The following is a 22,560-nucleotide window of genomic DNA, read 5'->3' on the forward strand; positions in this document are numbered from 1 at the left end:
GCGTTACAGCAGGCTCTTGGGCCGGATGGCGTTGGCCAGATCCACCAGCGTGTACCGGTGAGTGCGCTCGGGGGCGTTGCGGGCCAGCGCCCGCAGGCCGGCCTCGGCGCCCTTGCGGAGGCCCCGTTCGGTGAACGGCACACCGAGGATCTGGTCGCGTTCCGTCGCCGACGTGTGACCGGCGCGCATCCAGTCCAGTGCGGTGCCCAGTACGAGCGTGCGCATCTGCAGTGCCCGGCTCTCCTCGGGTGCGAGCGCGGCGACACGGAGTGCGGCCTCCCGGAGGGCTGCTTCGTCGATCTCCTCGATCGGCTTGCCGGACAACAGCATCAGCACACTCGTCATCCGGGCCATGGTGAAGTGCCGGGAGGTCGCGGGAACCTGATCGAGGGCGGCGATGGCACCGGGCAGGTCTCCGCGTTGGGTGAGTTGCCGCGCCAGCCCGAATGCCGCACTCACCATGCTGTGGTCGGTCCGCCACACCGTCCGGTAGTACTTCTCGGCGAACGTCCGCCACTGATGGGGATCGGAACTCTCCCAGTGCTGCAGAATCAGTTCGGCGGTGGCGGCCAGCGCAAGCTTGGGAGCCGTCTCCCCGGGCATCGCCTTCAGCACGGATTCGAAACGGGAGAACGCTGTCTCGTATTCGCCGGCGATGAGCGTCGCGAGTCCGGCGTACCAGTCGACGCGCCAGTTCCCGCCCATGTCTCCCTCCACGTCGCGGAGAAGTTCGGTGGCGGTGGCGGCGTCACCGAGATCGAGGTGCGCCTTGATCTCGGCGAGCGTGAGTTCCCGGGAGAACGACACGTCCAAGTCGCCGACGACTCGTTCGATACCGTTCTCGCGCGCGTGCCGAATGGACTCCAGTGTCTGCTGCGGTTCGCTGTGCACCGCGGCGGCCAGGAGTGGGGCATTGGGATCGGTCGGGTCGATCAGGGGCACCGCCAACGCCTGCGCCACGGACTGCGGATCGAGATTCTCGTCCCGTTCGACGCCGTCGACGTACACGTCGGTCTGCTCGACGGCCTCGTTCGTGCCGAACGTCGTTCTCTGCTTGCTGAACACGGTCGACAGTCCGGGATGCTCCTCGCCGGTCTGCTGCGCGAGCACCTCCCGCAGTACTGCCGTGAGCTGACCCGCCATCTCCTCGGCGGACGCGAAACGCCGGCTCGGATCGGGGTCGGTGGCGCGCAACAGGAGTCGGTGGAAGAACTCGTATTCCGCGAGGAGCGGCGCCTGCTCGGGGGACGGGATCCCGTCGAGGTACCGGCCCTTGTCGGACGGCATGTCGAGCGTCAGGACGGCGAGTGTGCGCCCCACCGTGTAGATGTCGGACGCCACGGTCGGGCCCGTCTTGACGATCTCCGGCGCCTGAAACCCGGGTGTGCCGTACAGGTAGCCGTAGTCCTCGATGCCCGCGACGGCCCCGAGGTCGATCAATTTGAGGGCGTCCTCGGTGACCATCACGTTGTCCGGTTTGAGGTCGTTGTACACCAGGCCGGTGGAGTGCAGATACGCCAGTGCGGGAAGGATTTCGAGCACGTAGGCGATGGCCTGCTCGACCGGCATGCGCTCGGGCTTCTCGTGCGTCGACAGCACGTCCCGCAGCGAGTGACCGCCCACGTACTCCATGACGATGTAGCCCATCGGGGTCCCGTCCGACCGGGGATGCTCCACGAAGTTGAAGATCTTCACGATGCTCGGGTGGGCCACCTCGGCGAGGAACTGGCGTTCGGCGACCGCCACGGCCTGAGCCTCGGCGTCGCCGAAGTGCAACAGGCCCTTGAGGACCACCCACCGGTCGCTGACGTTGCGATCGATGGCCAGGTAGATCCAGCCGAGGCCGCCGTGCGCGATGCAGCCCTGCACCTCGTACTGGCCGCCGATCAGCTCGTTCGGGTCGAGAAGCGGCCGGAAGTCGTAGGTGGCTCCGCACGAGGGGCACAGACCGTACTCGGAGCCCTCCGACGTGGCACTGGTGCGGCCGACCGGTTTGTTGCATTTCCAGCAGAAGCGCTTGCTCTCGGGGACTTTCGGGTCGGTCATCACGGCGGACGCCGGGTCGAGCGTCTTCACGACGGGAACCTCGACGAGACCGCCGCCGAGTCGCAGGCGCCGCCCGGACCGGGTGCGCGGTGAGCGCGTCGAGCGGCCGGTGCCGGACGCATCGGACGGCCGGGACGTCGGCGTCGCCTGGGTGGCCGGACCCTCGTCCGGTTCTTCCCGGACCGCGGCCTGTGTGGCCTCCTCTTCCGGCTCCCGGACGGCGGCCTGGGTGGCGATGTCCGGGTCGGTGGACTCCGGGTTCTTCGAATGCTGCGGCATGTGTCCCCTCAGTCCTGGTACACGGCGGACGGCGGGGCGGGGGACGGCCCCAGCATCGACAGCCACTGGTCGTACATCCTGGTCCAGGTACCGTCGCGGCGGATGCGTTCGAGCGTGCCGTTGACGAATCGCACCAGGTCCTCGTTCGCCTTGGTGATGCCGACGCCGTACGGCTCGGCGCCCATGCTGTCTCCGACGATCTCGAGATACGGGTCCTGGGACGCCAGGCCGGCGAGGATCGTGTCGTCGGTGCTCACCGCATCGACCTGCCGTTGTTGCAGGACCACCAGGCAATCCGACCACATGGGCACCGTCAGGATGTCCGCGGTGGGCGCCACCTGCTGCAGCCGTGTCAGCGACGTCGTGCCGCGGACGACGCAGACCCGCTTGCCGTCCAGGTCGGCRGCGCTGCGGATCGGGGAGCCCTTCACGACGAGGACCCGCTGCTGCGCCTCGAAGTACTCGGAGGAGAACGCCACCCGTTCCTTCCGATCGCAGGTGATGGTCATCGTCTTGGCCACGATGTCGACCATCGACTCCTGCAGTGCCTTCTCACGATTCGCCGACGTGAGGATGCGGTACTCGAGCCGGTCGGGATCGCCGAACAGGTCCCGCGCGATCTCGCGGGCGATGTCGACGTCGAAGCCCTGGATGGCGCCGGTCGCCGGGTCGCGGAAACTCATCAGGTTGCTGCCCGTATCGAGGCCGACGACGAGACGGCCCCGCGCGCGGATGGCGTCGACCGTCGGCATCGGCGGTGCGGCGTCGGCATCGGGGAACGGGCGCAGGCTCGCGGTGGGATCGCCGCAGTCCTTCTCCGGAGTCGGCGGCGCAGCGCTGGTCTCGGGCGCCGGCGTCGCGGCCGCGGGTAGCGGGGGCTCGGTGTACGACACGCTCGGCGATCCGACGTGCTCCGGACTCGACTCGGCGCACCCGCCGATCAGCAACGTGGCCGCCACCAGCGCCAGCGCGATCCGGCGCCCCCTCACTGGTATTCCCGCAACCGAGGCCACAACCCGATGATAATTCCGCCGAACGCGATGAGCGTCAGGACGAGGGCACCGGAACCGAGCGCGGTCAGCACGCGGGCCGCGGATTCGACATGCGACCGCAGACGGTCGCGGGCGGTGCCGATTCCGTCGGTGAGCGCGTCGTCGACGGCGGTGAACTGCGCCGCGGAATCCGACGGTCCCGGTCCGATGGCGACTGTTGCCGCCGAGGCGAAGTCGCCCTCGGCGAGGATCTCGTTCATGCGGTCGTGCGCCGAGGACCAGAGCGTCCACGCCTCCTGCGCCCGCGCCACCTCGTCGTGGCCGACCGCGCGGTCGCCGTCGTGGGGGTAGCTCGACAGCAGGGTGTCGAGCTGACCGGACTTGTCCTCGAAGACGGCGTCGTAGTCACCGTTCGAGTCGCGGCGGACCAGTTTGAGGGTCTCCTCGGTGCGCGCCTGCTGGGCCAGGATGCGGGCGGCGGTCAACTCGTGCATCGGGCGGGCGCCCTCGGTCAGTGCCCGCTTGGTGTCGACGGAGGAGACCAGACCGGCGACCAGCATCCACACCAGGAGGATCGCGGTGCACGACGACGCCACGATCAGCCCGAGATTGAACGTGCGCCGACTGAGTCTCGCGATGACGATCTGCGCGACGAGCAGCGCGACGAGTGCGACGAGGATCAGGATCAGCGCCAGCCAGGGCGGACGAGAGTAGTCCCGTTGCGTGTCCGCGACGTCAGCCTCCTGCTGGGCGTGCAACTGCTGCGCCATCGGCAGCATGCTCGTCTGCATCAGCGTGGACGCCTCGCTGAGGTAGGCCGCGCCGACGGGATGGCCGGTGCGATTGTTGGCCCGCGCGGTCTCGACGAGACCGGCGTAGACGCTGAGGTCGCTGGAGATGGAGGCGAGCAGTCGGCGGCTGTCCACGTCGCTCGCCGCGAGACCGCCCGACGCGTACACCAGGTCGGCGGAGGCCGTGCCGATCGCCTGCGCGTAGGTGTCGCGGAGTTCGGGAGGTTCGAGACCGCCGGAGATGAACGCCGTCGTGGCCGCGGCATCCGCCACGGACAGGGCGCTGTAGAGGTTCTGCGCCGAGAACGACAGTGGTTCCGTCTCCGCGAGGACGCTGTCGAGAGTGGCTTCCCTGCTGTTCACCGTCGAGGCGGCCACCAACCCGGCCGCGAGTGTGAGCAGGACCAGGAGGGCTCCGAGGGCGGTGAGTTTGGCGGGAGTCGACTCCAGGAACGCGCGCAGTTCCTTGCGGCGTGCCACCGCGGGGTCGACGTCGTCGTCCGCGACGGCAGACAATGCGCGGCTGCCGTGGGGTTCGATCGACGGTGCCTCACGCAGAACCACCTCGCACCCCTCCCGTGTCATGGCCGCACCTTGTGGGGAGCATATAAGCAGCGGTCGGTTCACGACTGCCGACGGGCAGTTCCGGAAGAAACCGTTAGTGTGAGGGAACTGCAGGGAGACCCATCAGGTCGGACAGGGGTAGTCGATGCGTGGTGACGGTGACGGTTGGGCAACCGGGCCGGACGGCAGTCGTCATTGGGGCAAGCACGGTGCGGCCGGGTTGTTGCTGCGTGCGCCGCTCCCCGACGAGACGCCGGCCGTGCTGCTGCAGCACCGTGCGGTCTGGAGTCACCAGGGCGGTACGTGGGCGTTGCCCGGCGGTGCCCGGGACAGCCACGAGACCACCACCCACGCCGCGGTACGCGAGGCCCACGAGGAAGCCGGCATCGAGAGCGCGGCCATCCGCGTCCGCACCGAGGTCGTCACGATGAAGGCCGCGAGCGGCTGGAGTTACACCACGGTGATTGCCGACGCCGAGCGCCCACTGCCCACCGTCGCGAACGGCGAGAGCACCGAACTGCGCTGGGTGCGGGAAACCGACGTCGCCGGGTTGCCGCTGCACCCGGGATTCGAAGCGGGGTGGCCGCAACTGCGCACCACCGAGGTGCGATTGCTGCTCGACCGGCACGACGTGCTGGGCGAACGCGGCGCGCTGGCGCAGTTGTCGAAGGCACTGCCCCGCACGGTGCACCTGCCCGACGGCACCTACGGGTGGTTGCCGCGCGTCGAGGTGCTCGAAGCCCTGGACGCGGTCGGCAGCCTCGCCGAACCGGCCGGCCACGGCACCACACTGGGAACGGTGACGGCATTCGTCACCACCGACCCCGACCTGATCGAACAGTTGCCGGCCACAGTCGTGGTCCTGCCGCCCGCTACGGTGCTGGACTGGCTGGACCAGCCGTAACTACGCGTTCTGCTGCAACAGGGCGGACAGCGAGCGCGCGGCGGCCTGCGGGTCGCGGGCCTCGGTGACGGCCCGCACGACGACGATGCGGGAGGCCCCCGCGGCGAGGATCTCCGGAACGCGGGACTCGTCGATGCCGCCGATCGCGAACCACGGGCGGTTCGGCTCCGAGTCGGCGGTCGATCGCACCAGATCGATGCCCGACGCGGTCCGCCCCGGCTTGGTGGGGGTGGCCCACACCGGACCGGTGCAGAAGTAGTCGACGCCGTCCTCGATCGCCGCGAGACTGGCCTGCGCGCGACTGTGGGTGGAGCGGCCGATCAGGACGTCGGAACCCACCACGGTCCGTGCGTACGGGACGGGCAGGTCGCCCTGGCCGAGGTGCAGCACGTCGGCCCCGGCCGCCAGCGCCATGTCGGCGCGGTCGTTGACCGCGAGCAGCGCTCCGTGCCGCCTGGCCGCGGCCGCGAGCACCGACAGTGCCGCCAGTTCGTCCCGGGCGTCCATCGTGCCGAACTTCTTCTCTCCGGCCGAGCCCTTGTCGCGGAGCTGGATGATGTCGACGCCGCCGGACAGTGCGGCCTCGGCGAACTGCGCCAGGTCGCCCTTCTCGCGCCGAGCATCGGTGCACAGGTACAAACGTGCTGTTCCGAGGCGGCGCCGACGGTCCGTGAGGTTGCTGTGATGCGAGGTGGTCACGGCATGACGGTAGCCTCTACGGTGAAAGTGCAACACGGGAGTCCCGGGGAACGTGGGGCTGAGAGGGGCTCACGCCGAGCCCGACCGTCATACCTGACCCGGATCATGCCGGCGCAGGAAGTGAGGTGGAGTTCAATGGCGAGATCGGTATCCGTCGTCGGAGGCGGAGTGATCGGCCTGTCCATTGCGTGGCGCGCAGCCCGCAACGGGTGGTCGGTACGGCTGTACGACCCGTCGATCGGTTCGGGAGCGTCCTGGGTGGCGGGCGGCATGCTCGCCCCGTTGTCCGAGGGCTGGCCCGGCGAGGAGAGCGTCCTCGAACTGGGGAGCGCGTCGCTCGACCGGTGGCCCGAATTCGGGAAGGAACTCGAGGCCGGGGCCGGCGTCGAGCTGTTCACGTCGGAGAGTTCGCTCACCGTCGCGCTGGACGGCGCCGACGCGGAGGACCTGCGGACCATCGCCGAATGGGTGGGTGCGCAGGGGCGGGAACTGCAGATCCTGGGTCGCGCCGAAGTTCGGGCCCTCGAGCCGATGCTGGGTCGCGGAGTCCGGTTGGGACTTTTGGCCGTCGACGAACTGGCCGTGGACAACAGGCTGCTGTTGCAGGCGTTGCAGCGGTGCGCCGTCGACGCCGGAGTGGAGCTGATCGGGGAGGCCGTGCACAGCCTCGACCGGCTGAGCACGGACCAGATCGTCGTCACCGCGGGCATCGCGTCACCGGCCCTGTGGCCCGGGCTTCCGGTTCGCCCCGTGAAGGGCGAGATCCTGCGGTTGCGCTCGCGTCCCGGGGTGACCCCCGCGCCCGGCCGCACCATCCGCGGCAGCGTGCACGGCAGGCCCGCCTACCTGGTGCCACGGGCCGACGGCATCGTCGTCGGTGCCACCCAGTACGAGTCGGGCAACGACACGCAGGTCACGGTGGCCGGCGTGCGAGACCTGATCGCGGACGCCGAGGCGCTGATGCCCGCCATCGGCGAGTACGAACTGCGCGAGACCTCGGCAGGTCTGCGCCCGATGACCCCGGACAACCTGCCGCTGATCGGCCGGGTGTCCGATCGGGTCGTGGTGGCGACGGGACACGGCCGTAACGGCATCCTGCTCACCCCGGTGACCGCCGACGCGACGGTGGCATTGTTGGAGGGCTCGGCACTGGTCGAGGCGAAAGCCGCCGACCCCGAACGTTTCGAGAAAGTAGCGAGGTAGAGATGAGTGAGCAGCAACTAGTGGTGCCGATCGGCATCAGCGTCAACGGCGAGGACCACGAGTTCACGGAACCGTTGACCGTCACCGGGCTGCTGGAGGTGCTGAACCTGCCCACCAAAGGCATCGCGGTGGCAGTGAACGGCGCCGTGTTCCCGCGCGCCCGGTGGGACGAGCTCGTGGTCCGGGGCTGGGAGATCGAGATCCTCACGGCGGTGCAGGGTGGCTGACGCGACGCCCGGCGTGCAGAAGGGCCTCACGATCGCGGGCCGCACGTTCGGTTCACGGTTGATCATGGGCACCGGCGGCGCCGCCAACCTCACGGTGCTCGAAGAGGCGCTCGTCGCGTCCGGCACCGAGCTGACCACGGTCGCGATGCGCCGCGTCGACGCCGCAGGCGGCACCGGTGTGCTGGACCTGCTGCGCCGGCTCGACATCGCGCCGCTGCCCAACACGGCCGGGTGTCGCGGTGCGGCCGAGGCGGTGCTGACGGCGCAACTCGCCCGTGAGGCGCTCGAGACCGACTGGGTGAAGCTCGAGGTCATCGCCGACGAACGCACCCTGATGCCCGACGCCATCGAGTTGGTCAGCGCTGCAGAGCAACTGGTCGACGACGGTTTCATCGTCCTGCCGTACACCACCGACGACCCGGTGCTGGCCCGCAGGCTCGAGGACGTCGGCTGCGTGGCCGTGATGCCGCTGGGTTCGCCGATCGGCACCGGGCTCGGTATCGCGAACCCGCACAACATCCAGATGATCGTGGAGGGTGCCGGGGTTCCCGTCATCCTCGACGCCGGCATCGGGACCGCCAGCGACGCGACCCTCGCGATGGAACTCGGCTGCGATGCCGTGCTGCTGGCCACGGCTGTGACCAGGGCGAAGGACCCGGCACTCATGGCTTCGGCGATGCGCGGGGCCGTGGTGGCGGGCTACGAGGCACGTCACGCGGGCCGCATTCCCAAGCGGTTCTGGGCGCAGGCGTCGTCGTAGTTCTCGGGGTCGCGTCGGGTCCCGCTCAGGGTCCGACCGGTACCAGGGGACGAGTCAGGTGTAGACCTGCGGCCGATGCGCGCCGGCCGCAGGTTCCGGCATCCTTCTCACCATGATTGAAGTGAGGGGACTTTCAAAGACCTTCGGTGCGACGAAGGCGGTGGACAACCTGACGTTCAACGTGAAGCCGGGTATGGTCACCGGCTTCCTCGGCCCGAACGGTGCAGGCAAATCGACGACCATGCGCATGATCCTCGGGCTGGACCGCCCCACGGCGGGCACCGCGTTGATCGACGGCAAACCGTACGGAGACCTGGTGCAGCCGCTGCGGACGGTGGGGGCACTGCTCGACGCGAAATGGGTGCACCCCAACCGCTCGGCCCGCGCCCACCTGCAGTGGATGGCGGCGTCCAACTCGCTGCCCAAGAGCCGGGTCGACGAGGTGCTGCACCTCGTCGGGCTCACCGAGGTGGCCGGAAAGAAGGCAGGCGGGTTCTCGCTCGGCATGTCCCAGCGACTGGGCCTGGCCGCCACGCTCCTCGGCGACCCGAAGGTGCTGCTGTTCGACGAGCCGGTGAACGGGCTCGACCCGGAGGGCATCGTCTGGATCCGGAAGTTCATGCAGCGCCTCGCCGCGGAGGGACGCACCGTGCTGGTGTCGAGCCACCTGCTGTCCGAGATGGCGCTCACCGCCGAACATCTGGTGGTCATCGGCCGGGGGCGTCTGATCGCCGACACCACCGTGTCCGAGTTCGTCAGCAAGTCCTCGGAATCGACGGTGCGCGTGCGGAGCCCACAGCTGGACGCGCTGCGCAGCGCGCTCACGTCCAACGGGCTCACCGTGCGCGAGGACGGATCCGACGGGCAGCAGGCGCTCGTCGTGGTGGATTCGTCGACGGACGTCGTCGGCGGGATCGCCGGTTCGCAGGGCATCGTCCTGCACGAGTTGGCATCTCAGCRTGGATCGCTGGAGGACGCCTTCATGAAGTTGACCGGAGACGACGTGCAGTACCACGCAGAGGGCGTCGAAGATGTGATGAGGGGTGCACTGTAATGGCTGTTCTCAATGCCGAACGGATCAAGATCACGTCGACGAGGTCGCCGTGGTGGTGCACGGTCATCATCATCGTGCTGGGTCTCGGCCTCGCCGCGGTCATCGGGCTGAGCGCCAAGGCGAGCATCAACTCCTTCAACAACCAGATCGCCGACGGTAAGCAACCGGATTTCGATCCGTTCCTGCCGCAGATGTCGGACGCGGTCGGCGGGGTCTCCGGATTCGGCGTGCTGGTCCTGATGATCCTCGCGGCGCTCGCCGTGACCAGCGAATACCGGTTCGGCGTCATCCGCACCACGTTCCAGGCCATCCCGAACCGCGCGTCCGTCCTCATCGCGAAGGCCGGCCTGATCGGCGCGTTCGGCGCCGTGCTGACGTTCGTGCTCACCTTCGGTGCGTACGCCATCGCCAAGGCGACCGCGGGTGACGAGGCCGGAGCGGCGCTCACCTTGTCGGGTGACGACGCGTGGCGGTCGATCTACGGCGTCCCGATCTACGCGTTCCTGTGCGTGGTTCTCGCCGTCGGTGTCGGCACACTGCTGCGTCAGTCGGCGGGCGCGATCGCACTGCTGCTGCTGTGGCCGCTGCTGATCGAGAGCCTGTTCAACCTGTTCGGCTCGTTCGGCGAGAAGATCATGCCCTTCCTGCCGTTCCTCAACGCCAACAACTTCCTGGGGGCGCCGCAGGGGGTCGAATTCCACTGGGGCCCGTGGGGCAGCCTGGTGTACTTCGCGGTGTTCGTCTTCGTGATCTTCGGGGCCGGCCTGGTGGTCGTCAACAAGCGCGACGCCTGACACCCGATACAGTACTTTCGCCCCGCTCCTCCGCCAGGTGATCGTCGGGAGACCTGGCTGAGGGTGACGGTGGGGTGGGAGCCTGTGGGCCGGTGCGAAATCCATTCGCGCCGGCCCACCGGTGCTTCTGCGTTAGGCTCCCGACATGCGACTACGGGGAGCCTTCACAGTCGGAGTGGCCGGTGCGGTGATCTTGGCCGGGTGCTCGTCGACGAGCGAACCCGATTCGCCGCCGGTCGACGCGAGCGCTCTCGCGGCCTCGGTCACCGAGGGCGGTGTGGTGGCACACCTGGAGCAACTGCAGACGATCGCCGAGAACAACAACGGCAACCGCGCGGCTGGAACCTCCGGCTACGACGCCAGCGTCGACTACGTCGCACAGGTGCTGGAAGACAAGGGCTTCGACGTCGAGACGCCCGAATTCGAGTTCCACAAGTTCGACGTCCGGACGGAGGCACTCAGGTCCGGCGACCGTGACTTGGAGGTGCGTGCGCTGTCGTATTCGCCGTCGACCGGTCCGGAGGGGATCACCGCCCGCCTGGTACCCGCCCCCAAGGACGAGAGTCCGGGATGCGAGGTCACCGATTACGACGGCCTCGACGTGACCGGGGCGATCGTCCTCGTCAACCGCGGGGTGTGCCCGTTCGCGGCCAAGCAGCAGTTCGCGTCCGAGCGCGGCGCCGCAGGCGTGATCGTCGTCAACAACGAGGACGGACCGATGAACGGCGGAACCCTCGGCGACCCGGACGTGGGCAAGGTGCCGACCGGCGGAGTGAGCAAGGCGGACGGCGCCGCACTCGAGCAGGCCGGGGGCGACGTCACCCTCACCCTCGACACCACCACCGAGTCGAGCACCGCTCGTAACGTCATCGCCCAGACGAAGACCGGTTCGGCCGAGGACGTCGTGATGGTCGGCGCCCACCTGGACAGCGTCCCGGACGGTCCCGGCATCAACGACAACGGCACCGGCGTCGCCGCGACCCTCGAAACGGCGGTGCAGCTCGGCGGTTCGCCCGACGTCGACAACGCGGTGCGCTTCGCGTTCTGGGGCGCCGAGGAATTGGGTCTGCTCGGTTCGGAGGCCTACGTGAACAGCCTCAGCCAGGACCAGCGGAACGACATCGCGCTGTACCTGAACTTCGACATGCTCGGTTCCGAGAACGCCGGCTACTTGGCGTACGACGGCGACAACTCCGACAACGTCGGCGAGGGGCCCGGACCGGAGGGTTCCGCGGGCATCGAGCGCACGTTCATCGAGTTCCTTAAGGGCAACGGGGTCGCCGCCGACGGCACGGACTTCGACGGCCGATCCGACTACGGTCCGTTCATCGAGCACGGCATCCCCTCGGGCGGCGTGTTCAGCGGCGCCGACGAGACGAAGACCCCCGAGCAGGCACAGAAGTGGGGCGGCACCCCGGATGTGGTGTACGACGAGAACTACCACAGCGCGACCGACACTCTCGAGAACGTGAACCGGGCCGCGCTCGCCAAGAATGCCGCCGCGGTCGCGTATGCCGTCGGGGTCTATGCGGAGTCGCTCGCCGGGCCGAACGGTGTCCCCACCGGCGCGGACCGGGAGAAGGCGCGGGCGGCGGAGTGATGTCCGATTCGACACGGGTTTGTGCATGTGACGCTGGGTTACCCTTACTCTCGTGAGCGACGACCCGGCCGAAGAGGACAGTGCCGAACTCGACGCTGCGCAGACACCGAAACGAGGCGACAAGGTTCTGGGCTGGATGGGATCGGTGAACCGGCAGCCACAGCTGATCGAAGGGCTGCGGAGGGTTCGTCGTGCGCTACCCGGCGATCCGGCGTTCGGCGATCCACTGTCGACGGCAGGCCCCGGCAGCGCACGGGCCATCGCCCGCGTCGCCGATCGCTTCCTCGACCACCAGCCGGGCGCGTCCCGCGAGATGAGCCTCGGCGCGCTGCAGGTGTGGCAGGCGCTGCTCGAGCGCACCGGACGCGGCCGGGGAACGCAGGAAGTGACCATCGTGTTCACCGACCTCGTCGGGTTCTCCAGTTGGTCGCTGCCCGCCGGTGACAGCGCCACCCTCGCCCTGCTGCGTGACGTCGCCCGAGCCGTCGAGACCCCCATCGTCGACCGCGGAGGACACGTGGTGAAACGCCTGGGGGACGGCGTGATGGCCGTCTTCCCCAGCCCGGACCGCGCGATCGACGCCGTCTTCGCCGCGCAGGAGGCGCTCGCGGAGGTGGAGGTGGACGGCTACCGCCCCCGGATGCGCGTCGGCATGCACACCGGGGTGCCCCGGCAGATCGGCAGCGACTGGCTCGGCGTGGACGTGACGATCGCGGCACGCATGATGGAACTGGGCGGCGACGGCAACGTGATGGCGTCGTCCGCCACGCTGGAGAGTCTGCAGCCGGGCACCCTCGACGAACTGGGTGTCGGCGTCAAACCGTGGCGACGCGCCTTCTTCGCCCCCGCGCCGAGCGGGGTGCCCTCCGACCTCGGTATCTGGCGGTTGCGGCTCCGCCGCCCGTGAGTACTTCTCAACCGCCGGACGTTAATAAGTACTCACGGGTGACGGAGTCGCCACAGTGGAGAGACGGGGCCGTGACCGGCACCCAGGTCGTACGACGCCTCCAGGCACTTGGTGACCCATTCCTTACCGAACGCCACCGCATCGGGCACGGACCACCCGTGGGCGAGCGCGCTCGCGATGGCGGCCGCGAGGGTGTCACCGCCGCCGTGGTCGTTGCCGGTGTCGATGCGGGGACTGCTGAACTCGAGGAACCTGTCGCCGTCGAACAGCAGATCGGTGCTCGACGCCGACGTCCGGAGATGCCCGCCCTTCACGATCGACCACTGCGCCCCGAGCGCGTGCAGCGCTTCGGCGGCGCGGCGTGCGGTCGCGTCGTCCACCACCTCGATGCCGGTGATCAACCGGATCTCGTCGAGGTTCGGGGTGACCACCGTGGCGATCGGGATCAGCGTGTTCCGCACGGCGTCCAGCGCCTCGGCGTGCAGGAGCGGATCGCCGTGCATCGACGCGCACACCGGGTCCACGACCAGCGGGACCGGTAGGTCGCGGCCGATCCCGACCTCGGTGCACACGGCGGCGACGGCCTCGATGATGGCCGTCGACGCCAGCATGCCCGTCTTCGCTGCCCCGACCCCGATGTCGTCGACGACGCACCGCACCTGCGCGGCCACCGTCTCCGGCGGAATCTCGTGGAAACCGCTGACGCCCACCGAGTTCTGCACCGTCACCGCGGCGACCGCGACGCATGCGTGGACGCCGCACAGCGCCATCGTCCGCGAGTCGGCCTGGATCCCGGCGCCACCGCCGGAATCGGTGCCTGCGATGGTGAGGACTCGGACGGGGGTCTGGCCGTCGGGGGTCAGGGGCAGCAGCTTCACGAAGGGGACCTTACCGATTCTCTGAGGTGACGGACTCGACGGGCAGATACACGCGACCACCTGCGTCGACGAACTCGCTCGACTTCTCGGCCATGCCCGCCTCGATGGCTTCGACCGAATCGAGTCCATGTTGCTGTGCGTACTCGCGCACGTCGGCGGAGATCCGCATCGAACAGAACTTCGGGCCGCACATCGAGCAGAAGTGGGCCGTCTTTGCCGGCTCGGCGGGCAGCGTCTCGTCGTGGAACTCCCGCGCGGTATCCGGGTCGAGGGACAGCGCGAACTGGTCGTGCCAGCGGAATTCGAACCGGGCCTTCGACAGCGCGTCGTCCCGCTCCTGCGCCCGCGGATGCTGCTTCGCGAGATCCGCCGCGTGCGCCGCGATCTTGTACGTGATGACCCCGGTCTTGACGTCGTCCCGATTCGGCAGTCCCAGGTGTTCCTTGGGTGTCACGTAGCAGAGCATCGCGGTGCCGGCCTGCGCGATCATCGCCGCGCCGATCGCGGACGTGATGTGGTCGTACGCCGGCGCGATGTCGGTGGCGAGCGGCCCGAGCGTGTAGAACGGCGCCTCCTCGCACAACTCTTCCTCGAGGCGCACGTTCTCCACGATCTTGTGCATCGGGACGTGCCCGGGGCCTTCGATCATCACCTGCACCCCATGGGATTTGGCGATCCTCGTGAGCTCGCCGAGGGTGCGCAGTTCCGCGAACTGGGCTTCGTCGTTGGCGTCCGCGATGGAGCCGGGACGCAGGCCGTCACCGAGCGAGAACGTGACGTCGTAGCGGTGGAGGATCTCGCACAGTTCGTCGAAGTGGGTGTACAGGAACGATTCCCGGTGATGGGCCAGACACCAGGCGGCCATGATCGACCCACCGCGGGAGACGATGCCGGTGACGCGGCGCGCGGTCAGTGGGATGTAGCGAAGCAGTACACCGGCGTGGACCGTCATGTAGTCGACGCCCTGCTCGCACTGTTCGATCACGGTGTTGCGGTAGATCTCCCATGTGAGCGCGGTCGGGTCGCCGCCGACCTTTTCGAGCGCCTGGTAGATCGGCACGGTTCCCACGGGCACGGGCGAATTGCGCAGGATCCATTCCCGTGTCTCGTGGATGTTCTTGCCGGTGGACAGGTCCATGATGGTGTCTGCACCCCACCGCGTCGCCCACACCATCTTCTCGACCTCTTCCGCGATCGACGACGTGACCGCGCTGTTGCCGATGTTCGCGTTGATCTTCACCGCGAACGCCTTGCCGATGATCATCGGCTCGAGTTCGGGATGGCAGCGGTTGGCCGGGATCACGGCGCGTCCCGTCGCGACCTCGGTGCGCACCGTCTCGGGTGAAACACCCTCGCGTGCAGCGCAATACTGCATCTCGGCGGTGACGACGCCGGCGCGAGCGGCGTCGAGTTGGGTGCCCTCCCGGCCGGCGATCCACGGTGCGCGCAGATGCGGCAATCCCGCTTCCAGGTCGATCGTGGCGTCCGCGTCGGTGTACGGACCCGACGTGTCGTACACGTCGAGGTGTTCACCGTTGGTGAGGTGTACGCGCCGGACCGGCACCCGGATGTCGTCGCCCGACAGCAGGTACTGCTTGGTGCTGCCCTCGATCGGTCCCGTGGTGACGGACGTGGCTGTAGATACGTGTGTGCTCATCGATGATGCTCCCTACGCCGGCATTACCCGGACAGGTTCGACGGTCGACGGCCCTAGCCGTCCTCTCAGCCCGCTGGTGCGAGCCCCCGTGGATGTGTAGTTGTCACACAAACTGTAACCGAGATCTCTGTGAGCAATCATTCGGGTGAAACTTGGACAGCGGTTCCCGGCATCGGTATAAAGGGTGATGAACATCACATTTCGATTACGACACATACCCCCAGGAGATAGCCATGCTGACAGACGCGCAGGTTGTGGACGTGATCGACAACGCCGATCAGAACCGATTCGAGCTACGCCTGAGTGGTGACCTCGTCGGGATCCTCGGGTATTTCGACCTCGCGGACACCCCGCCCGGCGCCGGTGCCGGCGTGGGCGTGGTGGCCGCTCGGCCGCCGGGCCCGAAGAGTCGAGGGCGGCAGGGGCCCGTGGTCTCGTTCATGCACACCGTGATCGTGGAGGACTTCGGCCACCGCGGACTCGCCGCCCTCATGGTGGGTCGCTCCCTCGACCTCGCCCGCGGGTACGGCTGGAAGGTCCGGCCCGTGTGCACGTACGTGCAGCGCTTCGTTTCGGCGCATCCCGAGTACCGCGACCTCGTCGTTCCGGTGGATGGCTGACTGCGGTCGGACCACGAATCGGGCACTCGTCGGCAACGAAACGGTTCCGGGAGCGGCGATTCCGCTCGCGAGGATGCCGCCTTACTGATTCCATGAGTGGCATGGATCACATTTCGAACAGTTCCGAGTCGTCGGGGAACATCACGGCCGCTGATGCTCGCGTGCTCGACAACCCTGCCCATGAACGATTCGATCTGTGGCTGGGGGACGAGTTGGTCGGCATCCTCGGCTACCGGGACGAGGACGACATTCCCGGATTCACCGCGAAGCCGGGCGAGGTGGTCGCGTTCATGCACACGGTCGTCAAGGAAGAGTTCGGTGGGCGCGGGCTGGCCGCGGTCCTCGTGGGCGAGGCGCTCGGCTCGGCGCGTCGGCGCGGCTGGAAAGTGCGTCCCATCTGCACGTATGTCCAGCGCTACTTGGCGCTAAATCCTGAGCACCTCGACGTCCTGGTTGCCGAGTAGCCCCACTCGCGAGAGCACTGCTCTTGCCATCTGCGACTTTGCTGTGAATACTGCTCTACATAGAGAGCGGTGCTCACAATGGAGGAGTCGTCATGACCGTGTCGGATCGGATCGAGAGTCGTACCGGGGTCGCACGGATCTGCGCCGCGGCGCTGTTCGCCCTCGCCGGCGTCCTGTTCGTCGTGTACCCCTTAGTGCGTCCCTACGCAGCGGGCGGGGCGCCGGACGGGCGGGCCGAGTTCGCCTCACCGTCGTGGCTCGTCGCACACCTCGCCGCGGTCGGCGGATTCATCGCGTTCGGGCTTGCGCTCGTCGCGCTCAGCGGACTGCTGAAAGGGACGGGCGGTGAACGGGCGGCGGTGGTCGCGGTGGCGGCGTCGTGGATCGGGACAGGGCTGACGCTGCCCTATTACGGGGCCGAAACGTTCGCGCTGCACGCCCTGGGCGGCAGCGACCTCGACGAGAATGCGGTCACAACCCTCACCGAAAGCGTGCGGATGGGGGCGGCGCAGGCGACGCTGTTCGCCACCGGTCTGCTCCTCGTCGCGGTCGGCGCAGCCGCTGCCGCCGTGGCGATCGCCCGGTCCCGGCTACTCGCCGGGTGGGCGGGGATCCCGATGGCAGTGGGGTTCGCGCTGTTCATCCCGCAGTTCTACGTCGACGCCCCACTGCGCATCGGGCACGGAGTGCTCATCGGATTCGGGTGCGCGGTTGTGGCGCTCGGTGTGCTGCGTTCTCAGTCGCCGAGGTCGACGATGACCGGCGCATGATCGCTGGCGCCCTTGCCCTTGCGTTCGTTGCGGTCGATCTCGGCCTTGTCGACGCGGCCGGCGAGGGCGGGCGAACCCAGCACGAAGTCGATGCGCATTCCCTGCTTCTTCGGGAACCGCAACTGGGTGTAATCCCAGTAGGTGTAGACACCGGGACCGGGGGTGTGCGGCCGGACGACGTCGGCGAATCCGGATTCGACGAATGCCTGGAACGCCTCACGCTCGGGTGCGGACGTGTGCGTCTTGCCTTCGAACAGCGCCGGATCCCAGACGTCCTCGTCGGTGGGGGCCACGTTCCAGTCGCCGACCAACGCGATCTGCGCGTCCGGGTTCTGCCCCAGCCACCCGACCGCGTCGGTGTGCAACTTCGCCAGCCAGTCGAGCTTGTACGTGTAGTGCGGATCGGTCAGCTCACGACCGTTGGGGACGTACAGGCTCCAGATGCGGACGCCGTTGCACGTGGCGCCGATGGCGCGGGCTTCCTGCGCGGGCGCGACCTCCGGGTCCTTGTGGAAGCCGGGCTGATCCTCGAACCCGATCTGCACGTCCTCGAGACCGACGCGGGACGCGATCGCGACGCCGTTCCACTGGCTGAGGCCCACGTGTGCGACCTCGTAGCCCAGTTCGAGGAAACGCTCGTACGGGAACTGCTCGTCCTTGCACTTGGTTTCCTGCATCGCCAGCACGTCGACGTCGGACCGCTGGAGCCAGTCCAGGATCCGGTCGGTACGGGCACGAACAGAGTTCACGTTCCAGGTTGCGATGCGCACGGCAGCCACCCTAGCGGCACTCTCCGACAGGTCGTCAGCCGCCAGGTTCGGTGGCGTAGCGGTACCGGTGGTGCGCCACGAAGCCGAGGTTGCGGTACATCGCCTGCGCGCCCTCGTTCTCGACGGCGACCTGCAGACACGCGTGGGTCGCGCCGTGTTCGCGTCCCCAGTTGATCATGTCGCCGCAGATGAGGCTGCCGATTCCGTGGCGGCGGTGAGCCTCCGCGACCTCGACCGCGGTGAGCCCGACCCACCGGCGGTCGTCGGGCGCGGACGTGACGGATCCGCGGGCGACGGCCAGCAGCGTCGAGTCGGCGGCGCCGATCCGGCCGAACCCGAGGGTGCCGCCGCGGACCGAGTCCAGCACGTCGACGGCGAAGTCGGGGAGCGCGGACCCGCGGTAGCGGTAGAGGGCGAGCCAGTCCGGATCGGGGTGATCGGTGACGGTGGTGGTTCGTGGGCCCTCGGGCAGTGCCAGGTTGTCGATGTCCGCCGCCATGACGACCACTTCGTCGCTGACGTTCCAGCCGAGCGGCACCTCGCCCAGCCGGTCGGGGATCAGCAACCGCAGGGGGCGGTCGCGCTCGGCGTACCACTCGCGCAGACGGTCGAGCGTGCCGCCGGGGGAGGCGTCGTCCAGGCTGCCCACCGGCCCACGGTCGCCGAGCGGGGCCGCCGAGTTGGCGCGTCCGGTGAAGCCGTGACCGTAGCGGGCGAGCCACCCGTCGATCCACGTGTACTCGACACCCGGCCAGCCGTCGGCGGAGGCCAGTTCGAGGGATCGGATCTCGCTCGCGCGCACCGGTCGTGCGGGGACGGCCTTCAGCGCGACCACCCGCTCCGGATCCACCTCGACGACCGAGCCGTCCGCGGCGCGGACGATCACCACCGGGTCGACGCTCTCCAGCACCCCGATGACGTCGGTCATCGGATGGCTGTGGCCGGGTGGCAGCTGGTATCGCAGCACCACCCGGCTTCCGAGCGGAATGTCAGTCGTCATGCCCGAACGGGTCGTCGACCGTTCCCGGCACCCAGCTGAGGCCGGGAACGCCCCAGCCGGCGCGCTTGATGGTCTTCTTGGCGGCGCGCGCGTTGCGGCCGACCAGCATGTCGACGTAGAGGAAGCCGTCGAGGTGACCGACCTCGTGCTGGAGCATGCGTGCGAAGAAGCCGTGCCCCTCGATCTCGACGGCGTTGCCGTCGGCGTCGGTGCCCGTGACCTTCGCCCACTCGGCCCGCCCGGTGGGGAACTGCTCGCCCGGCACCGACAGGCAGCCCTCGACGTCGTCGTCCGGATCCGGCATGGTCTCGGGTCGTTCCGACGTTTCGAGGACCGGGTTGACGACGCAACCCCGGCGGCGCAGCGCCGTGCCGTCTCCGTCGACGTCCGGGCAGTCGTAGACGAACAACCGCAGCGGCAGGCCGACCTGGTTGGCGGCGAGCCCGACGCCGTTGGCGGCGTCCATCGTGTCGTACATGTCGGCGATGATCTCAGCGAGTTCCGCAGGTGACTGGGACACTGCCTCGGTCGGTTCGTGCAATACCGGGTCGCCCACGATCCGGATGGGGAGGATGGCCATGGTCGTCAAGGATAGTGCGGCGCGCCCGAGCCGTTCGCACTGCCCGCGGCGTTCGTCGTGGTTGAATAGTCGCTGAAGTACAGCGGTGTAATTCGTTGCTCGGTCGGCCACGCGATCGAGGAGCCGGGGGAACGTGGTTTCGCTGAGGTCGAGCGAGAGCTAGTAGTCGAGGAGTGAGATGGACGGCGCAACAGCGCGTAGTCGGACCCAGTCCGAGCGCATCGACGGCGACAACTCGGCGGGGGTCAAGGACGTCGGCGACGACGGCCTCTCGCGTCGGGAGCACGACATCCTGTCCTTCGAGCGCCAATGGTGGAAGTACGCCGGCGCGAAGGAAGAAGCGATCAAAGAGCTGTTCGACATGTCCGCCACCCGGTATTACCAGGTTCTCAACGCACTGGTGGACCGGCCGGAGGCACTCGCGGCCGACCCGATGCTCGTGAAGCGGCTGCGACGGCTGCGCGCGAGCAGGCAGAAGGCCCGCGCCGCCCGTCGCCTCGGGTTCGACGTCACGTAGCACCCGGTCGCTAAGGTCGACATCGTGAGTACTCCGAAACCCGAATCGTCCGGCCCGCCGTTACGTGCCCTCGCGATGGTGCTGATCGCCCTCGCGATTCTCTTCGCGGGTCTCGGGTTCGCCTCCCTGGGAGGCTCGGACTCGGAGGAGACCGCCGCCACCGTCACGACCACGGCGGCCGCCACGACCACTCCCGCCGCGCGCCCGACGACGGCTGCCGGAGCGGCGGGCGCCACCTCGACGTCCGCGGCGAGCACCACGTCCGGTGCCTCGAGCACCTCGAAGTCCGCCGCCGCGGCGTCGGTCCCGGTGCGGGTGCTCAACAACAGCAACGTCACCGGTCTCGCGAGTCAGACGGCCACCGAACTGATGTCCTCGGGGTGGACGGTGTCGGAAACCGGCAACTACAGCGACGGCACCATCTCCGAAACCACGGTGTACTACGGCACTTCCGCCGCCGAGAAGGAAGCGGCCACGGAGATCGCCGCGCAGCTCGGGGTATCGGCCCAGCCGCGGTTCCCGAGTATCGCCGATTCGTCCGCCGGTGTGATCGTCATCGTCACCTCCGCGCAGTAGACCGGACGGTCGGTGCACCGTCGCCGCGGTTATGATCAGATGCACTTCTTCGCCACCCCAAAGGAGCGGTTTGATGGCCTCGAGTTCTACCCGTCGGATGTCCTGGCGCATTGTCACCCCGGTGGTGGCCATTGCAGCACTCGGACTGACCGCCTGCAGTAACAACGAGGAGCCGACCGACGTTCCCGGCACCACTCCTCCCGTCTGGACCGGCGCCGCCGATCCCAGCGCCGCAGGCGTTCCCGGCGACGCCGAGAGCGGTTCCGGTGAAGCCGCGGAGAGCGGCGCGGTCAGCGCGGCGCTGAAGAACGCCGAGGGCGAAGACGTGGGCACCGCCACGTTCAAGCAGGCAGGCAGCCACGTCGAGGTCACCGTTTCCGTCAAGGATCAGACACCCGGATTCCACGGTTTCCACGTGCACTCCGTCGGCAAGTGTGAGACGAACTCCGTGGCACCAACCGGGGGTGCGCCCGGAAACTTCCTGTCCGCCGGCGGGCACTTCCAGGCCGAAGGCCACTCGGGGCACCCCGCGAGCGGTGACCTCACCTCGCTGCAGGTTCTGGCCGACGGCACGGCCGAATTGGTCACCACCACCGACGCCTTCACGGTCGAGGACCTGAAGAACGGCGACAGCGGCACCGCCGTCATGATCCACTCGGGTTCCGACAATTTCGCCAACATCCCCACCCGTTACGCACCCGCCCCCGATCAGGAAACCCTGAACACCGGGGACGCAGGTTCCCGGGTGGCCTGCGGTGTCATCGGCGCCAGCTGAGTCGCGTGACATCCCGGCTTCGGTCGGGATGTCGGTGCGCTGCCGTGCACTGCGGCCTGTGGTTGGATCGAAACCGTGGTAGTTCCTTTTCCCGGTTCGCCGCGGCCGACACTGGGCGTCGAGTGGGAGATCGCGCTGGTCGACAGGGTCACGCGGGATCTCTCCAACACGGCCGCGGAGGTATTCGACGCGGTGGCGAATCTCGCCGGTCCCGAGGATCCGCGGATCACCAAGGAGTTGCTGCGCAACACCGTCGAACTCGTCACCGGTATCCACTCCACCGTCGGTGAGGCGATGGACGACCTCGACGAGTCGCTCGACCTGTTGCGGCGGGCGGCGAACCCGCTCGGCGTGGATCTGATCTGCGCGGGAACGCACCCGTTTGCACAGTGGTCGACCCAATTGGTCACGCGCACACCGGATTACGACGAGCTGATCGAACGCACCCAATGGTGGGGCCGTCAGATGCTCATCTGGGGTGTGCACGTCCACGTCGGTGTGTCCTCGCCGCAGAAGGTGTTCCCGATCCTCAACGCGCTGCTGCAGCGGTACCCGCATCTGCTCGCGCTGTCGGCGTCCTCACCGATGTGGGCCGGCGTCAACACGGGGTACGCGAGTAATCGTGCGCTGATGTTCCAGCAACTTCCCACCGCTGGACTGCCGTACCAGTTCGCGAACTGGGGGCAGTACGAGGATTTCATCAGCGACCAGATGAAGACCGGGGTGATCACCAAGATCGGCGGGATGCACTGGGACATCCGGCCGGCGCCGCGGTGGGGCACCATCGAGGTCCGCGTCTTCGACGGCATCTCCACCCGCGCCGAACTCAGTTCCCTCGTCGCGCTCGTGCACTGCCTGATCGTCGACCTGGACCGGCGTTTCGAGGCGGGTGAGAACCTGCCCAACTTGCAGCCGTGGCACGTGAAGGAGAACAAGTGGCGGGCCGCGCGGTACGGGCTCGACGCCGAGATCATTCTCGACGAGGACAGCAACGAGCGACTCGTCACCGACGACCTGAACGACCTGCTCGAGAAGCTGGCCCCGACCGCCGTGCGACTCGGCTGCGCGGACGAATTGGCCGCCGTCGCCGAGATTCCCCGTCGCGGGGCGTCCTACCAGCGGCAACGTCAGGT

General features: G+C 68.4%; 24 protein-coding genes and 2 riboswitches. Of the genes, 15 read left to right on the forward strand and 9 right to left on the reverse strand.

The genetic code is table 11. From position 1 onward, the window contains the following. Window positions 1–3: 3 nt before the first annotated feature. Genes AC1D1G_RS15530 through AC1D1G_RS15540 form a run of 3 tightly spaced genes read right to left on the reverse strand, consistent with a single transcriptional unit; the run spans window position 4 to window position 4,693 of the window. A complete protein-coding gene (locus AC1D1G_RS15530) occupies window positions 4–2,325 on the reverse strand; it encodes a serine/threonine-protein kinase (protein WP_477952751.1) in 2,322 nt (773 codons plus the stop codon). A gap of 8 nt (window positions 2,326–2,333) precedes the next feature. Beyond that, window positions 2,334–3,314: a glutamate ABC transporter substrate-binding protein gene (locus AC1D1G_RS15535; RefSeq protein ID WP_477952752.1), complete on the reverse strand. Its 981-nt coding sequence runs from the start codon at window positions 3,312–3,314 to the stop codon at window positions 2,334–2,336. Then, window positions 3,311–4,693 (reverse strand): hypothetical protein, encoded by a 1,383-nt coding sequence (locus AC1D1G_RS15540; protein ID WP_477952753.1) that lies wholly within the window; start codon window positions 4,691–4,693, stop codon window positions 3,311–3,313. The genes AC1D1G_RS15535 and AC1D1G_RS15540 overlap by 4 nt, the downstream gene beginning before the upstream one ends. A gap of 124 nt (window positions 4,694–4,817) precedes the next feature. On the opposite strand from AC1D1G_RS15540, the gene AC1D1G_RS15545 reads away from it, so the two are divergent. Continuing rightward, a complete protein-coding gene (locus AC1D1G_RS15545) occupies window positions 4,818–5,576 on the forward strand; it encodes an NUDIX hydrolase (RefSeq protein WP_280779799.1) in 759 nt (252 codons plus the stop codon). On the opposite strand, the gene thiE is transcribed toward AC1D1G_RS15545, so the two are convergent. Further along, on the reverse strand, window positions 5,577–6,275 hold the full coding sequence (thiE, locus tag AC1D1G_RS15550) for a thiamine phosphate synthase (RefSeq protein ID WP_144287983.1): 699 nt from the start codon (window positions 6,273–6,275) through the stop codon (window positions 5,577–5,579). Window positions 6,276–6,299: 24 nt separating this feature from the next. Then, a riboswitch (TPP riboswitch) is annotated at window positions 6,300–6,412 on the forward strand. Between thiE and thiO the strand changes: the two genes are divergently transcribed. From thiO to AC1D1G_RS15585, 7 genes are all read left to right on the forward strand, one after another. Continuing rightward, window positions 6,411–7,478, forward strand: a complete 1,068-nt coding sequence (thiO, locus tag AC1D1G_RS15555; RefSeq protein ID WP_317568326.1) for a glycine oxidase ThiO — start codon at window positions 6,411–6,413, stop codon at window positions 7,476–7,478. Its footprint overlaps the riboswitch before it by 2 nt. 2 nt (window positions 7,479–7,480) lie before the next feature. Further along, window positions 7,481–7,705 (forward strand): sulfur carrier protein ThiS, encoded by a 225-nt coding sequence (gene thiS / locus AC1D1G_RS15560; RefSeq protein WP_280779801.1) that lies wholly within the window; start codon window positions 7,481–7,483, stop codon window positions 7,703–7,705. Beyond that, a complete protein-coding gene (gene thiG, locus AC1D1G_RS15565; protein ID WP_280779802.1) occupies window positions 7,698–8,465 on the forward strand; it encodes a thiazole synthase in 768 nt (255 codons plus the stop codon). The genes thiS and thiG overlap by 8 nt, the downstream gene beginning before the upstream one ends. 112 nt (window positions 8,466–8,577) lie before the next feature. Next, window positions 8,578–9,519, forward strand: coding sequence for an ABC transporter ATP-binding protein (locus AC1D1G_RS15570; RefSeq protein WP_477952755.1), 942 nt, complete (start codon window positions 8,578–8,580; stop codon window positions 9,517–9,519). Beyond that, the gene (locus tag AC1D1G_RS15575; RefSeq protein WP_280779804.1) at window positions 9,519–10,313 is read left to right on the forward strand and encodes an ABC transporter permease; all 795 of its coding nucleotides are present in this window, start codon (window positions 9,519–9,521) and stop codon (window positions 10,311–10,313) included. The genes AC1D1G_RS15570 and AC1D1G_RS15575 overlap by 1 nt, the downstream gene beginning before the upstream one ends. A gap of 145 nt (window positions 10,314–10,458) precedes the next feature. Then, entirely contained in the window at window positions 10,459–11,913 is a 1,455-nt protein-coding gene (locus AC1D1G_RS15580; protein ID WP_477952757.1) for a M20/M25/M40 family metallo-hydrolase, read from the forward strand. A 52-nt stretch (window positions 11,914–11,965) separates the two neighbouring features. Beyond that, entirely contained in the window at window positions 11,966–12,820 is an 855-nt protein-coding gene (locus tag AC1D1G_RS15585) for an adenylate/guanylate cyclase domain-containing protein (RefSeq protein ID WP_005563843.1), read from the forward strand. 32 nt (window positions 12,821–12,852) lie between these two features. Here AC1D1G_RS15585 and thiD read toward each other — a convergent pair whose 3' ends face one another. Both thiD and thiC read right to left on the reverse strand, forming a co-directional pair. After that, window positions 12,853–13,698 (reverse strand): bifunctional hydroxymethylpyrimidine kinase/phosphomethylpyrimidine kinase, encoded by an 846-nt coding sequence (thiD, locus tag AC1D1G_RS15590; protein WP_105421232.1) that lies wholly within the window; start codon window positions 13,696–13,698, stop codon window positions 12,853–12,855. A 10-nt stretch (window positions 13,699–13,708) separates the two neighbouring features. Continuing rightward, entirely contained in the window at window positions 13,709–15,355 is a 1,647-nt protein-coding gene (gene thiC, locus AC1D1G_RS15595) for a phosphomethylpyrimidine synthase ThiC (protein ID WP_477952758.1), read from the reverse strand. Then, window positions 15,348–15,455, reverse strand: a riboswitch (TPP riboswitch). It overlaps the preceding gene by 8 nt. Before the next feature lie 133 nt (window positions 15,456–15,588). Here thiC and AC1D1G_RS15600 point away from each other — a divergent pair. The 3 genes from AC1D1G_RS15600 (at window position 15,589) to AC1D1G_RS15610 (ending at window position 17,209) form a co-directional block, all read left to right on the forward strand. Next, the gene (locus tag AC1D1G_RS15600; protein WP_280779808.1) at window positions 15,589–15,975 is read left to right on the forward strand and encodes a GNAT family N-acetyltransferase; all 387 of its coding nucleotides are present in this window, start codon (window positions 15,589–15,591) and stop codon (window positions 15,973–15,975) included. A 101-nt stretch (window positions 15,976–16,076) separates the two neighbouring features. Further along, the gene (locus AC1D1G_RS15605) at window positions 16,077–16,439 is read left to right on the forward strand and encodes a GNAT family N-acetyltransferase (RefSeq protein ID WP_477952759.1); all 363 of its coding nucleotides are present in this window, start codon (window positions 16,077–16,079) and stop codon (window positions 16,437–16,439) included. Window positions 16,440–16,531: 92 nt separating this feature from the next. Then, window positions 16,532–17,209 carry a hypothetical protein gene (locus AC1D1G_RS15610; protein WP_283336512.1) on the forward strand — a complete coding sequence of 226 codons (678 nt, stop codon included), beginning with the start codon at window positions 16,532–16,534 and terminating at the stop codon, window positions 17,207–17,209. On the opposite strand, the gene AC1D1G_RS15615 is transcribed toward AC1D1G_RS15610, so the two are convergent. From AC1D1G_RS15615 to AC1D1G_RS15625, 3 genes are read right to left on the reverse strand one after another with little or no spacing between them, the layout of a single operon-like run. Further along, window positions 17,176–17,979, reverse strand: a complete 804-nt coding sequence (locus AC1D1G_RS15615) for an exodeoxyribonuclease III (protein WP_477952761.1) — start codon at window positions 17,977–17,979, stop codon at window positions 17,176–17,178. The two genes, AC1D1G_RS15610 and AC1D1G_RS15615, sit on opposite strands and share 34 nt — an antisense overlap. Window positions 17,980–18,013: 34 nt before the next feature. Further along, window positions 18,014–18,979 carry an N-acetylglutamate synthase, CG3035 family gene (locus tag AC1D1G_RS15620; protein ID WP_477952763.1) on the reverse strand — a complete coding sequence of 322 codons (966 nt, stop codon included), beginning with the start codon at window positions 18,977–18,979 and terminating at the stop codon, window positions 18,014–18,016. Then, the gene (locus tag AC1D1G_RS15625) at window positions 18,969–19,559 is read right to left on the reverse strand and encodes a peptide deformylase (RefSeq protein ID WP_317568332.1); all 591 of its coding nucleotides are present in this window, start codon (window positions 19,557–19,559) and stop codon (window positions 18,969–18,971) included. Before AC1D1G_RS15625 ends, AC1D1G_RS15620 begins: the two co-directional genes overlap by 11 nt. Before the next feature lie 178 nt (window positions 19,560–19,737). On the opposite strand from AC1D1G_RS15625, the gene AC1D1G_RS15630 reads away from it, so the two are divergent. The 4 genes from AC1D1G_RS15630 to AC1D1G_RS15645 form a co-directional block, all read left to right on the forward strand. After that, window positions 19,738–20,076 carry a DUF3263 domain-containing protein gene (locus AC1D1G_RS15630; RefSeq protein ID WP_144287974.1) on the forward strand — a complete coding sequence of 113 codons (339 nt, stop codon included), beginning with the start codon at window positions 19,738–19,740 and terminating at the stop codon, window positions 20,074–20,076. A gap of 24 nt (window positions 20,077–20,100) precedes the next feature. Next, window positions 20,101–20,652 carry a LytR C-terminal domain-containing protein gene (locus tag AC1D1G_RS15635; RefSeq protein WP_477952764.1) on the forward strand — a complete coding sequence of 184 codons (552 nt, stop codon included), beginning with the start codon at window positions 20,101–20,103 and terminating at the stop codon, window positions 20,650–20,652. A 73-nt stretch (window positions 20,653–20,725) separates the two neighbouring features. Further along, complete coding sequence (sodC, locus tag AC1D1G_RS15640) at window positions 20,726–21,427, forward strand: superoxide dismutase[Cu-Zn] (protein WP_280779814.1); 702 nt, start codon at window positions 20,726–20,728, stop codon at window positions 21,425–21,427. Window positions 21,428–21,502: 75 nt separating this feature from the next. Beyond that, on the forward strand, window positions 21,503–22,560 hold a 1,058-nt coding region (locus tag AC1D1G_RS15645; protein ID WP_477952765.1), incomplete at its 3' end, for a glutamate--cysteine ligase.

The sequence above is a fragment of the Rhodococcus sp. P3_B8 genome (assembly GCF_056402775.1).

What these genes read in the sequence shown, in the direction of transcription:
- AC1D1G_RS15530 (WP_477952751.1), bottom strand. Translation starts at nt 2,325, where the DNA reads ATGCCGCAGCATTCGAAGAACCCGGAGTCCACCGACCCGGACATCGCC.
- AC1D1G_RS15540 (WP_477952753.1), bottom strand. Translation starts at nt 4,693, where the DNA reads ATGACACGGGAGGGGTGCGAGGTGGTTCTGCGTGAGGCACCGTCGATC.
- AC1D1G_RS15545 (WP_280779799.1), top strand. Translation starts at nt 4,818, where the DNA reads ATGCGTGGTGACGGTGACGGTTGGGCAACCGGGCCGGACGGCAGTCGT.
- thiO (WP_317568326.1), top strand. Translation starts at nt 6,411, where the DNA reads ATGGCGAGATCGGTATCCGTCGTCGGAGGCGGAGTGATCGGCCTGTCC.
- thiS (WP_280779801.1), top strand. Translation starts at nt 7,481, where the DNA reads ATGAGTGAGCAGCAACTAGTGGTGCCGATCGGCATCAGCGTCAACGGC.
- AC1D1G_RS15575 (WP_280779804.1), top strand. Translation starts at nt 9,519, where the DNA reads ATGGCTGTTCTCAATGCCGAACGGATCAAGATCACGTCGACGAGGTCG.
- AC1D1G_RS15580 (WP_477952757.1), top strand. Translation starts at nt 10,459, where the DNA reads ATGCGACTACGGGGAGCCTTCACAGTCGGAGTGGCCGGTGCGGTGATC.
- thiC (WP_477952758.1), bottom strand. Translation starts at nt 15,355, where the DNA reads ATGAGCACACACGTATCTACAGCCACGTCCGTCACCACGGGACCGATC.
- AC1D1G_RS15600 (WP_280779808.1), top strand. Translation starts at nt 15,589, where the DNA reads ATGCTGACAGACGCGCAGGTTGTGGACGTGATCGACAACGCCGATCAG.
- AC1D1G_RS15605 (WP_477952759.1), top strand. Translation starts at nt 16,077, where the DNA reads ATGGATCACATTTCGAACAGTTCCGAGTCGTCGGGGAACATCACGGCC.
- AC1D1G_RS15610 (WP_283336512.1), top strand. Translation starts at nt 16,532, where the DNA reads ATGACCGTGTCGGATCGGATCGAGAGTCGTACCGGGGTCGCACGGATC.
- AC1D1G_RS15620 (WP_477952763.1), bottom strand. Translation starts at nt 18,979, where the DNA reads ATGACGACTGACATTCCGCTCGGAAGCCGGGTGGTGCTGCGATACCAG.
- AC1D1G_RS15625 (WP_317568332.1), bottom strand. Translation starts at nt 19,559, where the DNA reads ATGGCCATCCTCCCCATCCGGATCGTGGGCGACCCGGTATTGCACGAA.
- AC1D1G_RS15630 (WP_144287974.1), top strand. Translation starts at nt 19,738, where the DNA reads ATGGACGGCGCAACAGCGCGTAGTCGGACCCAGTCCGAGCGCATCGAC.
- sodC (WP_280779814.1), top strand. Translation starts at nt 20,726, where the DNA reads ATGGCCTCGAGTTCTACCCGTCGGATGTCCTGGCGCATTGTCACCCCG.